We start from the raw sequence: 12,373 nt of genomic DNA on the forward strand, positions 1-12,373 counted from the left end.
TCAGGCGGGTTAAGCCCTCAATGAGGGATTAAATTCAATAAAAAACCCAAGAAACTATTTTTAAAAAGTTTCTCGGGTCTTCCGTTAATAGTAGGGCAAATATTATTAGAGTTTTAGTTACTGGTAACTTTATGATCTCTAATCTTAAAGGGGTAAATTTTGAAATTTATTTTTTAGATTTCCATCTTCCAGTTTGATCCTTTAGATCTCATAAATATTCTATCGCTATTATATCTAGCTATATACTTATTCTGAGCCATGATCCAGCATTAGGTCGTTTATATAATTATCTACTTACATCTAAGGGAATTAAAATATCTTGAAAGGTTTGGCTGGTTTCTACTTGTTTACATCCTTTTTATAAACTGCCCCAATGTGTTATAACAAAATACATCTATATTAAGATCCTTATATTTTGTTAGTTCCAGCATTTTAAAAATATTACGGAAAGGCCAAAAGAACAATTAAAACCACATTAGTGCTCCTTCGTGTTTCAATTGAAAAGAGCTTTTTTATTTACAAATAATTTTAAAAAAGAATAGCTATTGAAATTGGTACGATGCAGGAGATATTGTATTTTCAAAATTCGAAAAAGACGCACATTCTGCATTACAAAAAGAATCTCTGAATGAAAATACTTCATACTGCCGATTGGCATATCGGTAAAAAGTTACATAAACATGACCTATATCCAGATTTCGATCTATTTATAAACTGGTTGTGTAATTGCATACAAGAGAATGATATAGAATTGCTGCTGATCTCTGGTGATGTATTTGATCTTGCCAATCCATCATCTGATGCCAGAAAGCAATATTATAAAGCCTTATTGAAGTTAAGGAATCTCGATTGTAAGATCATATTAACCGGTGGAAATCACGATTCTCCTGCAATGTTGGATGCCCCAGGAGAAATTCTTCGGGAATTAGAAATGCATGTTGTTGGTAGTTTGAGGGAGAATATTGAAGAGTGTATTATTCCAATTAAAGGGAAATCTGGAGAAACAGAGATTGTGGTTGCAGCACTCCCCTATTTGCGAGATGCAGACTTGCGCTCAGCTGCCGATGGAAATACATATGAAGACCGTTTAGAGGCAATTAGAATGGGAATTCAAAACACCTTTTTCTGTGCTGCGGAAATTTGTAAAACCAAATATCCAAATATTCCAGCTTTGGCCATGGGCCATTTATATGCTGCGGGTGTTGAAACTTCAGAAAGTGAGCGCGATATTCAAATAGGAAATCAGGCTGCTTTTCAAGCTTCTCAATTTGGAGATTTTTTCAACTATATCGCTTTAGGTCACATTCATAAACCTCAAAAAGTGAACGGACTAGTTCCAACTTATTACAGTGGCTCCCCAATTCCACTTTCCTTTAGTGAACGTAAAGATGAAAAAAGGGTTCTGATACTGGATTCTGGAAAATCCTGGATTCCGGAAAGTATCCCAGTTCCCATTTTTAGGAAGCTGTTGAAGATAAGTGGGGATCTTAATGAGCTTCAAACTAAACTCTCGCAGCTGATTAATAATTCTTCTCTGAATAATTTGATAGAATTAGAAATGATTGAAGAGCAGTATGATGCAACTAAATTATATGAACTGGATAAGCTGATCCAAAATTTTAATAGCCCGGGATTTGAAATTGTAAAAAGCCGTGTGAACTTTAAAAACAAGTTGTCTGGTGCGAGTGAATTATATGCTGGTAGACCCCAATTAGAGGATCTAAAACCTAGAGAAGTGTTTTTAGAATTATTAGCAAAAAAACCATATGAAACAGATATAAGCAAGGAGATTTTAGGCGCTTTCGATGAACTCATGGAAGACTTACAACAACAAGAAACTCCAAACGAACTCTAAGTAATGAAGATCTTAAAAATAGAATTTCAGAATATAAATTCCCTTCGGGGAGAACATCAAATAGACTTTACCAATTCACCTTTTACAGAAAGCTCTCTTTTTGCAATAACCGGACCCACTGGAAGTGGAAAATCAACCTTATTAGATGTTATTTCTTTAGCTCTCTTTAATCAGGTTCCTAGATTAGGGAAGATCTCAAGATCTGAGATCTTGAATAAAGGTGCTATTCTTACTCGCAATCAGAAAGAAGCTTTTGCAAGAGTTACTTACGAATGTAAATATGGAATTTTTAGCTCTCAATGGAGTATTTCTACCAATAGAAATGAAAAATTACGGGAATATGAAATGGAAATTTCTTCCGTAGAAAACGGAGCTATTTTAGACCTAAAGAAATCTGATGTTCCAGGCAAAAATGAAGAATTAATTGGACTTAATTACAATCAGTTTATAAAATCTGTGGTTTTGGCTCAGGGAGATTTCGCACAATTTCTTAGGGCGAGAAAAGATGAACGAGGGGAATTATTAGAAAAGATAACCGGCACCGGTATCTATAGAAAACTAGGAATAAAAGCTTTCGAAAAATTTAGAGCCAGTAATGCGGATATTAAAGAGCAGCTTTTAAATATTAAGCGAATTGAAGAGGAATTATTAAGTCCTGAAAATCTGGATTCCTTTAAAAAGGAGTTTCTGGAAAAAACAAGCTTTTGTGAGCCATTAGTTAAGGAAGTCAAACTTAAGGAAGAGCAATTAAAACTAAAGAAAGAAATACTTTCTCAAACCTCAGCAGTAGAAAAAACAAAGCTTCAGCTCGATCAAGCTTCACAAAAATTAAAATCTTTTGATACTATAAAAGGTTTGCAATTGTCCCAACATGAAAAACTTCTATCTGTTTCAGAAGATCTAAGAAATTGGAAAACATGGTCTACAGAAATAGCTTCTTTAGATAAAGAACGTGAATTGCTTCAGCAGAAAAAAGAAAAGAATACAGAGCATATTTCCACCCAGCTGACGAACATTCAGGAATTCATTAAAAAGCCAATAATAGCTAATGAAGTTGCCTCAAGCTTAGAGCAATTTAGTTCTCAAGTGAGCAGCCTGCTTGAGGAACGGAATAAAAAAGGAGCGGAATGGAAAAACTTACAACAACTACTACAAGTGGAGCTGAAAGAAGTTTCATTGGTGATTACAGATTCTCCGGAAGAAGACCTTCAAAAACTTGATAGTTTAAAACAAAATTCGACACAAATAATTGAAGATCTCAAGTCTAATCTGAAAGATTTTCAACTTCAAGACATTCCAAAGGAAAGGACTCATATTAGAAAAAATCTGGAAGAAACCCGTGAAGCCAAAAATTTCAAAATAGAATTGCAGCAACTGCTTTTTTCCCATGCCGATAAATTAAAAGAAAAAGCGCAACTTCTTCCTATTACTAACGACTTGCCTAACAAAATAGCGCTATTATATTCTAGAACCACTATTGAAAGTAAGAATCTTGATAATTTAGAATTACAAAAAGAGAATTTGTTGATGCGCGCTCAATTGGAAGATTACCGTAATAAACTGATAAACAACGAGCCCTGTCCGCTTTGTGGAGCAGTACATCATCCTTATACAGAACATCTCCCTAAAGAAGATGATCAACTTCAGCTGCAGATTACAGCAGCTAAAAATAGTTTAATGACCTCTACCAAGGAAATGGCAACATTAAATTCTGAGTTAAAATTAGCTACTTCAAGCTTAGCTGTTTTAGAGGTTGAGATAAAAGAACTGGACGAGAAATTAGAGTCGAAAAAGGAGTTATTTACTGCCACTTTCAAAAACTATAAAGTAGAAGAAAAAGTAGATTGGGATACTAAGATCTCATATTTTGAAGAGCAACTTGATAATCTGGAGACTTACGAAAAGGAACTTTCCAATTACCAAAAGATAGAAAGAGGTATTCCAATCCTGAAAGAAATGCAGGAAATTCTAAATGATGGCAGTAAAATAAAACAGCAATTGACCAAACTTTATACAGGTGCGAATATTCATGCAGATTGTCGGGAATTAGAGGCCAAATGGATCCAATTGAACCAACAAAAAGAGCATCTAGCTGAAGTGTTTAAAGTAAGCGAGGCTAAAAGAAGCGGTTTTAAAGGCAAGATTACAGAATTAGAACCACAACTTTTAAAAGAGCTACTAGAAAAAGGTTTTTCCACTATTTCTGAGGCAATTGCAGCCTTATTAAGTGATACGCTATTTAACGACCTTAGAACAGAACGGGATTCCTTACGTACAGAAATAGCATCGGCTACCACTACCTTAAAGGTGATATCTACACAATTAGAGCAGTTAAAGACTAAAGATGTATTAGCAAATACAGATCTGCTTCAGCAAGAGTTAAACACAAAACAGGAGCAGTTAAAGTCACTTCAGGACGAAAGCAAGGAATTGGAACGTGTTTTAAAGAACCATGAAGAGTCTTTAGCAAAATTACAATCTATAAAACTTGACATTGCCGAAAAAGAGAAAAAAACCAAGCGCTGGACTCTATTAAATGAGTTGATAGGTGATGCAACAGGGAAGAAATTCAACGATTTTGCGCAAGACCTTACCTTATCTCAATTGCTACATTTAGCAAATATTAGACTGAAAGATCTTAGTGATAGATATCTTATAGACAAGCCTACCACAGATGAAGACGACGGATTAGTAGCTATAGACCAGCATATGGGTGGGCAACGCCGCTCTGTAAAAACACTTTCTGGCGGAGAAACCTTTATTTTAAGTCTTTCCCTCGCTTTGGCTTTAAGTGATCTGGCTTCCAAAAATGTGGAAATAAACAGTCTGTTTATAGATGAAGGCTTTGGGACGCTGGATCCTGAAACACTGGATCAGACATTAGACACTTTGGAAAGATTACAGGCAGAATCTTCTAAAACTATAGGCATTATAAGCCACGTAGATTCTCTAAAAGAACGAATAGCAACTCAGATAAAACTCACCAGAAACGGACAAGGATATAGCAGTTTGGAGGTTGTTGGTTAATGTTTCAGTTTTCAGGATTGAGGTTTGAGGTCTGAGGTTTGAGGTCTGAGGTTTCAGGTTTGTGGTTTGAAAATAAAAAAAGTTATAGGTATATTTATCCTTTTCAATTTATTGCAGAAATGGCCAAAAAAGGAGCTCAAAAGAACACTCAGAATAAAGCAAAACACACCAAGCTTATAAATCGAAAGAAGAATAAGCTTCGTAAAGAAAAAGAGGCACATAAAGAACGCCTAAAAGCTATAGTGAATAAAGCAAAAGAGCAGAAAAATAATGACATCAATATATAATCACCCTATATAAGTTTTGGATAATTGCTTATTGTTAATTGCTCATTGTTTATTGTTTATTGTTTATTGTTTATTGCTAATTGTTAATTGTTAATTGTCACTCATAAACCTAATCATTTCCTGATATCTATTGTTCCACGGCCAGATAAATTGAGTCATCATTGGGATATGCTTCTTATCTAAAAGTATTGGTTCCAGATCTGGTTGAAATGGTTTTATAGCTTCCAAAAACCTTTTGTTTGCTACCTCAATAGAAGAATAGGTTTTCTCACCAACATACATCATGATCTCTGGAGTGTTTTCAGACACATAAAAGATTGGTGAAGCTTTTTTCCATACTTCTGGATCATCACTCCAAGTGCTGAGATAGTTATCTGTAGTTGTTGGTGGATATTGTTGTAGATAGTGATGCATATCCAGACCAGCTGCATCATTTAAGATTATTCCAGAAATAGAAGATGGTTCAATTCCATATTCCTCATTCATTGTAGCTAAAGCAATCAGATGTCCTCCAGCGGAATGACCTGTTAGAAATAGTTTTTTAGGATCTCCTTTATATTCAGTAATGTTTTCTTGAGTCCATTTTATGGCTTCAGCTACTTGAGTGGTCATCACTTTATAATCTGCTTCAGGACTTAAGGTGTATCCTACCACAACCGTGGTAATCCCTTTCTTCGCGAAATTTTTTCCGTAGAAATCATACAATTCCTTTTTCCCACTATTCCAATTTCCGCCATGAACAAAAAGTAATACCGGAGTATTTTGGTATTTAGACTTTTTGGGACTGAAAACATTTAAACTTGGCGTGTTTTCTGAATTTGCCTGGACTTTCTGAAGATATTCTATATCTGCCGACTTTCTAACTCCGCAAGAAGTTATAATGAGACATAGTATTATTCCTAAAATTGGGTTTCGCATTTTTTTTTGCTGAAGATACTAGAATAATTTCTTCGGAATAAAAAAAGTGCACTTTAACCACGCGCTTTCACAAAAGTTTATGCTTTAAAATATTTCTTACTAGCTTAGCTTTTTTCCGGCTTCCATAAGTATTTGTCATTTTAGGTCCTGATATGAATCAGATAACTATCTTAACATGAGGATCTAGATAATTCAATTGATTTTTTTTTAAATATGAACCAATTAAGTAAGTACTTACATTTAAATTATAAATAATATGTCTACTCTAAAACTTGATGACATTCCAAATCAAAAAGAAAAAATAGCGATTGTTACCGGCGCTAATGCCGGACTAGGTTTTGAAACTACATTGGAACTTGTAAAAAAAGAGATTAAAGTAATAATGGCATGCCGTAATTTGAATAAGGGACAAAGCGCCAAAAATGAAATTTTGAAACAAGTTCCAAAAGCCAAGTTGGAGATTATAGAAATAGACCTTAGTGAATTAGATTCTGTTCGAGAATTTGTGAAGTCTTTTCTTGCTAAATATAATAGTTTGGATTTATTAATTAACAATGCCGGGGTGATGATGCCACCTTATCAAAAAACTAAAGATGGGTTCGAGTTGCAAATGGCTGCAAACTATTTTGGGCATTTCCTATTAACAGGACTATTAATTGATATAATCACAAAAACTGAAAATTCACGAATTATATCTCTTAGTTCCATTGCACATAAAAATGCTTCAATCAACTTCGAAGATTTGCAAAGTGAACAGAAATATTCCAAATTTGGTGCTTATGCACAGAGTAAATTGGCTTGTTTAATTTTTTCAAAAGAATTACAACGAAGATTAGAGGCTAATAAAAAAACAAATACCATTTCTATAGCAGCCCATCCTGGTGCCTCTAATACAGAATTGGCTAGACATTTACCAAAACTGGCCTCCATACTTCTAACTCCTTTGCTATTATTAGTTACACATTCTCCAAGAAATGCAGCTAAACCAACCTTATTGGCAAGTTTAAGTAAGAACGTAGACGGAGCCGATTATTACGGGCCACAAGGATTTATGGAAATGAATGGTAATCCTGGATTGGCAAAAGCTGAATCTCAGGCTTATGATGTCCTAGTTGCAAAACGTTTGTGGGAAGAGTCTGAAAAACTCACAGGTATTAATTTTTTGAGTTATTAGTTACATTTCCAAAAAAAAAATTCGAAGATAATTTTGATGCAAACTTTCTTAAAAATTTTCAATTTTATAGCACCTATAGTGCGCGTTACTAAAAATAGCTACACATCTACATCTAATAATATTTGCGGCACGTCATGACTCAAGTCTATAATATTTTGGACCCAATGAATTGACCAAAAAAAATTAACTCAGAAATACTTTTTTAAGCATACTCCAACTGATCAAAATAAAACACGTTTTTCTCTCCATGCTTCCGCAAATAACTATTTAATACTTTGTGGGTATGAAAAGTGGATTCTTGAAGATTTAGAAAAGGTTCATAATCCTCAATCGACTCTATTTGAACTTCAGAATCCAAATAACCATAACCTTTATATCTTCCCTCTTTCACCAGAATAAAAGCCTCTTCCTCAAAATGCCTTCCTTTTTCACGGATCACATACGTAGGTTTTTCTTCGCCTAAACTATTTATAGCCTCTGTCACTTTCAAATTATAATCTGAAACAGATTCAGAGTCGTCACAAACACCTTCACAATTCTTCAGTTTATAATGTGAGCATTTTTCCATACTGCTCTGTAAAGTGCAATATCGGGGGCATAGCTTAAAATTTTCACATATGAGCTCCAGCTTTTCAGTCGCTAAAGACCGATTATAAAAGGTGCCAACAGAATCTTGTATTCTCTTTGTCTTGCCGATTCCAAGCTGAATTATTCCACGCTGATTAATATAACTAATGATTTGATAAGTTATCCCTGGACGCTTTTGCGCACTATTGAATTTTGGATAGTGTTTCCTAATATATTCTGCTTCCAAGAGTAAGGCTATTAACTCATTACCTGTGCTTTCATGATCTACATAGTAAGTCTCCTGCCCCAAGAGGTATTCTTTGGACATCTTATCGTAAAAATGTGATAAGACACGTTTTTTAATGTTGATTGCTTTTCCCGCGTATATTACCTTATGTTGTTTATCCTTAAATAAATAAATCCCTGGTTCTTCTGGCAACTCATGAATTTCTTCAGCGGAAAGATGTGGTGGTAAAGTCGCTTGCTTGGAATGTGCATGTAAAAAAGAATTAAAAATCTGTCCATCTGTATCTAAAGATAATAAGCGCTGAAATAAGATAACTGTAGCATCTGTATCTCCTTCTGCCCTATGCCTATTTGTAAGTGGAATATTAATAGAATCACACAATCTCCCTAAACTATAAGATAATAATCCCGGGATCAGTTTTCTGGAGAGACGAACTGTACACAATTTTTTTCGATTAAAATCGAAGCCCAATTGCTTGAATTCATTGCGAAGCACATTATAATCGAAATTCACATTATGAGCTACAAAAATAGCATCCCGCATAAACTCCTCGATCTCTTTGGCAACTTCATCAAACTTTGGAGCATTCTCCACCAATTCATTATCGATCCCCGTTAGTGCGGTTATCTGGGCAGGAATGTGCTTTTCAGGATTTATAAGCGTGGTATATTTATCTTGAATTTCTCCACCTTTAAGAAGCACAATACAAACTTCGGTAAGTCTATTTCCATTAATCCCACCACCAGTGGTTTCCACATCTATAACTGCAAATAATTTATCTTTCATTTCATAAATTCTGAAGCTATAAAAGTAAGCATTATTTATGATAAATAGGATTATCTCCTAAATTTAGGATTTAATCCAACAACAGGATCTATAGCAACAATTAGCTAGAACCTGAAAACACAAAAAACACCTCTTAAAATCAAGAGGTGTTTTTTATATTAAATCAAGAACCTCGGAGCAAGCCCACGAGATGACTTGGAAAACACTTTTAAATATTCGAGGCAGGCCTCGGGGAATTAAACCCTCAATGAGGGATTAAAATGCTATGATAGAAAATTATTTAAGTTCTGTCTCTTCCACGAGGCTTTCTTCCTTATTTTCAGATTTTTCTGTAGCATTAAATTTTTCTAACTTTTCTTCATCTCCAGAGAAGTATGGAAACACATCTAGAATTGGAGATTCTGTGATAGCAGGAATGGAATACTCTCCCATGGTATTATCCATTGCCTGAGAAGTATTCTCAAAAGCCTCTTTTACATCATTAGCCTGCACCAGCATATAAATATTAGTTTTTTTCTCCTTTCCGCTATTTTCATCTAATGCAATTAGAGAAACTTTAGATTTGAACCATCTATCGGAATTTTCAAAAGGATGAACCTCAGATAAATTAGCCACTTTTATATTTGTAATTAGAAACTCTTCACTAGTATAAGCAGCCATCTCCTCATTAATTCTGGCTTCTGCTTCTGTAAACGAAATTGCATCTAATAAATAGGTTTCTGTAGTTACTTTTTGTTCTCCAGAATCATGTGTTTTTCTGTATTTTACTTTACACTCATACCAAGTTGCGCTCATATCTTTATTTTTTGGATGCCAAATATAAATTTTAAAATAAGCATTGACGATAATCCTGATAATAGATATTCACAATCTGTTTTTTATTCAGTTTTTAATATAATGGAAATAGATATTGAAAATAAACCTCTATATAAAACCGCTAAAATTTACAGATAAAGAGTTAAATTCTGGCATCTCCATAAAATGAACTATATCTGAGTTAAATTAGAATTCAAGAACCTCGGGGCAACCCCATGAGGTATGACTTGGAAAATACTTTTAAAAATTCGAGGCAAGCCCGCCTGAATTAAATTCTTTTCGGGCAGGCCTCGAGGAATTAAACCCTCAATGAGGGATTCAACTTTAGCATACCTGACAATCCTCATATTATCTAACATACTACCTTATTATTTTTGAAACTCTAAATAGGAATAATTATGAGTTCAAATTTAATTTCTAAATACAATATTGCGGGTCCTAGATACACTAGTTATCCAACTGTCCCTTACTGGGATAATAAAAAATTCTCATTAAGGTCCTATAAAGAAACTTTAATCAGAAGTTTTAAAGAAAGTAATACCTCTGAAGGAATTAGCATATATATCCATCTTCCTTTTTGCGAAAGCCTCTGCACTTTTTGTGGGTGTAATAAAAGAATTACTAAAAATCATTCCGTAGAAATACCTTATCTCAAATCTGTAATCAAAGAGTGGGAAATGTATTGTGATCTTTTGGGTGAAAGGCCGGTTATAAAAGAGCTACACTTGGGTGGAGGCACACCAACTTTTTTTTCTATCGACAATTTAAACTTACTATTAGATGGCATTTTTAGAATTGCAAATAAAGCAGAAAATACAGAATTAAGTTTTGAAGGACATCCCAATAATACTACTAAAGAGCACTTATCTTTATTTTCTAAATTAGGATTCCAACGGGTTAGTTATGGCGTTCAGGATTATAATGAAAAGGTGCAAAAATCTATTCATAGGGTACAACCTTTCGAAAATGTAAAGAAAGTTACACAAGACGCTCGGGAAGCTGGATTTACTTCTGTTGGTCATGATATTATTTTTGGTCTGCCTTTTCAAACTAAAGAACATGTTATTCATACCATAGAACGTACAAAAGAATTATTACCAGACAGAATTGCGTTTTATAGTTATGCTCATGTACCATGGATAAAAGGGAATGGCCAGCGCGGTTATAAAGACGAAGATCTTCCAACTGCAGAGGAAAAGCGTGAACAATACGAAATTGGTAAAAAGATGTTGCTAGAAGCTGGCTATTTTGAGATCGGAATGGATCATTTTGCGCTTTGCACAGATAGTCTTTACCAAGCTATTGAAAACAAAACATTGCACCGAAATTTCATGGGCTATACCACCTCCAAAACCCGAGTAATGATTGGACTTGGAGTGTCGGCCATAAGTGACAGCTGGTACGGATTTGCTCAAAATGTAAAAGGAGTGGAGGAATATCAGAATTTGATTGAAAATAACATTTCCGCGATATATAGAGGTCATATTCTTACAAAGGAGGATCTGGTAATTAGAAAACACATCCTTAACCTTATGTGTAACTTTAAAACAACTTGGGTCACGAGGGAAGATTATTTTGAGGATCTGCCAGAGGTTATTCATTCTTTAAATGAGATGTATGACGATGGATTGGTGGAATTCGATACTAATTTTTTAAAAATCACAGAACGCGGAAAACCATTTGTGAGAAATATATGTATGGCTTTTGATATGCGATTACAAAGAAATAAGCCGGAAACCCAACTATTCTCTATGACAGTTTAGTTTGAATTATAAAATACATAAAAAGCCAGAGAAGGCGTATTGAGTTGAAACATATACCCTAAAAGTAAAACAGAAATTGAAGTACTTAAAAAAATAAAATAATTGATTAAAATTCTTAGAAGTAATGAGTTTACATATTGAAGCTAAAAAAGAAGAAATAGCTGAAACGGTATTGTTACCGGGAGATCCATTGCGAGCAAAATGGATTGCTGAAACCTTTCTTGAAGATGGAATCTGTTATAATAATGTTAGAGGGATGCTTGGTTATACAGGTTTTTACGAAGGGAAACGCGTTTCTGTTCAGGGTACAGGAATGGGTATCCCTTCAGCAATGATATATGCTCATGAACTGGTAAATGAATATGCTGTAAAAAACCTTATTCGGGTAGGAAGCGCAGGAGCTTTTCAGCCAGATATGAAATTACTCGATCTTGTTATTGCGATGTCGGCTTCAACCACTTCATCCTTGAACCGGTCCAGGTTTGATGGTGGAGATTATGCGCCAACAGCGAGTTTTAATCTTTTTATGAAAGCAGTGAACCATGTTAAAGGGAAAGGAATAGCTTTTAAAGCTGGGAATGTTTTGTCTTCAGATATTTTTTATGATGAAGATCCTGAATACTATAAAAAATGGGCAAACTATGGAGTACTTTGCGTAGAAATGGAAACAGCAGGTCTCTATACCCTCGCTGCAAAATATGGAGTAAATGCCTTATCTATTCTCACAATTTCAGACTCCCTTGTAAACGGGGATAAGATTTCCCCTGAGATGCGAGAAAAAAAACTGGGTGAAATGGTAGAAATAGCACTTAATTCCTATTAGTTAATCTTATATTCCTTCGGTATCCATCCTATTTTGCATACTTAAAGTTTCTAGGAGTTAATGCTAGATACCATGGTCATAACTAGGCAAATTATATCCATAATAATATT

Annotated in this window: 9 protein-coding genes; 6 read left to right on the plus strand and 3 right to left on the minus strand. The window is 34.5% G+C overall.

The window, feature by feature from the left end:
- The first annotated feature begins 628 nt into the window (after positions 1-628).
- The 3 genes from sbcD to ES724_RS16470 all read left to right on the plus strand — a co-directional run bounded on the left by sbcD (position 629) and on the right by ES724_RS16470 (position 5,169).
- Entirely contained in the window at positions 629-1,855 is a 1,227-nt protein-coding gene (sbcD, locus tag ES724_RS06910; protein ID WP_146931368.1) for an exonuclease subunit SbcD, read from the plus strand.
- Between the two features lie 3 nt (positions 1,856-1,858).
- Positions 1,859-4,882, plus strand: coding sequence for an AAA family ATPase (locus tag ES724_RS06915; protein ID WP_146931371.1), 3,024 nt, complete (start codon positions 1,859-1,861; stop codon positions 4,880-4,882).
- A 119-nt stretch (positions 4,883-5,001) separates the two neighbouring features.
- The gene (locus ES724_RS16470; RefSeq protein ID WP_170249858.1) at positions 5,002-5,169 is read left to right on the plus strand and encodes a hypothetical protein; all 168 of its coding nucleotides are present in this window, start codon (positions 5,002-5,004) and stop codon (positions 5,167-5,169) included.
- Positions 5,170-5,259: 90 nt separating this feature from the next.
- On the opposite strand, the gene ES724_RS06920 is transcribed toward ES724_RS16470, so the two are convergent.
- On the minus strand, positions 5,260-6,087 hold the full coding sequence (locus ES724_RS06920) for an alpha/beta hydrolase (RefSeq protein ID WP_146931373.1): 828 nt from the start codon (positions 6,085-6,087) through the stop codon (positions 5,260-5,262).
- Positions 6,088-6,343: 256 nt separating this feature from the next.
- Here ES724_RS06920 and ES724_RS06925 point away from each other — a divergent pair, with 256 nt between their 5' ends.
- The gene (locus ES724_RS06925; RefSeq protein WP_146931376.1) at positions 6,344-7,261 is read left to right on the plus strand and encodes an oxidoreductase; all 918 of its coding nucleotides are present in this window, start codon (positions 6,344-6,346) and stop codon (positions 7,259-7,261) included.
- Positions 7,262-7,463: 202 nt separating this feature from the next.
- On the opposite strand, the gene ES724_RS06930 is transcribed toward ES724_RS06925, so the two are convergent.
- Both ES724_RS06930 and ES724_RS06935 read right to left on the minus strand, forming a co-directional pair.
- Positions 7,464-8,861 (minus strand): exonuclease domain-containing protein, encoded by a 1,398-nt coding sequence (locus tag ES724_RS06930; RefSeq protein ID WP_146931379.1) that lies wholly within the window; start codon positions 8,859-8,861, stop codon positions 7,464-7,466.
- Between the two features lie 276 nt (positions 8,862-9,137).
- Positions 9,138-9,656 (minus strand): DUF4494 domain-containing protein, encoded by a 519-nt coding sequence (locus tag ES724_RS06935; RefSeq protein WP_026839193.1) that lies wholly within the window; start codon positions 9,654-9,656, stop codon positions 9,138-9,140.
- Positions 9,657-10,075: 419 nt separating this feature from the next.
- Between ES724_RS06935 and hemN the strand changes: the two genes are divergently transcribed.
- Positions 10,076-11,440: an oxygen-independent coproporphyrinogen III oxidase gene (gene hemN, locus ES724_RS06940; RefSeq protein ID WP_146931382.1), complete on the plus strand. Its 1,365-nt coding sequence runs from the start codon at positions 10,076-10,078 to the stop codon at positions 11,438-11,440.
- A gap of 124 nt (positions 11,441-11,564) precedes the next feature.
- Positions 11,565-12,263 carry a purine-nucleoside phosphorylase gene (gene deoD, locus ES724_RS06945; RefSeq protein ID WP_146931385.1) on the plus strand — a complete coding sequence of 233 codons (699 nt, stop codon included), beginning with the start codon at positions 11,565-11,567 and terminating at the stop codon, positions 12,261-12,263.
- The last annotated feature ends 110 nt before the right edge of the window (positions 12,264-12,373 follow it).

The organism is Gillisia hiemivivida (genome assembly GCF_007997295.1).
In the GTDB taxonomy this organism is placed as follows: domain Bacteria; phylum Bacteroidota; class Bacteroidia; order Flavobacteriales; family Flavobacteriaceae; genus Gillisia; species Gillisia hiemivivida.

Excerpts from the sequence above, each read along its gene's own strand:
- sbcD (WP_146931368.1), top strand. The coding sequence starts at position 629 with ATGAAAATACTTCATACTGCCGATTGGCATATCGGTAAAAAGTTACAT.
- ES724_RS06915 (WP_146931371.1), top strand. The coding sequence starts at position 1,859 with ATGAAGATCTTAAAAATAGAATTTCAGAATATAAATTCCCTTCGGGGA.
- ES724_RS16470 (WP_170249858.1), top strand. The coding sequence starts at position 5,002 with ATGGCCAAAAAAGGAGCTCAAAAGAACACTCAGAATAAAGCAAAACAC.
- ES724_RS06920 (WP_146931373.1), bottom strand. The coding sequence starts at position 6,087 with ATGCGAAACCCAATTTTAGGAATAATACTATGTCTCATTATAACTTCT.
- ES724_RS06925 (WP_146931376.1), top strand. The coding sequence starts at position 6,344 with ATGTCTACTCTAAAACTTGATGACATTCCAAATCAAAAAGAAAAAATA.
- ES724_RS06930 (WP_146931379.1), bottom strand. The coding sequence starts at position 8,861 with ATGAAAGATAAATTATTTGCAGTTATAGATGTGGAAACCACTGGTGGT.
- ES724_RS06935 (WP_026839193.1), bottom strand. The coding sequence starts at position 9,656 with ATGAGCGCAACTTGGTATGAGTGTAAAGTAAAATACAGAAAAACACAT.
- hemN (WP_146931382.1), top strand. The coding sequence starts at position 10,076 with ATGAGTTCAAATTTAATTTCTAAATACAATATTGCGGGTCCTAGATAC.
- deoD (WP_146931385.1), top strand. The coding sequence starts at position 11,565 with ATGAGTTTACATATTGAAGCTAAAAAAGAAGAAATAGCTGAAACGGTA.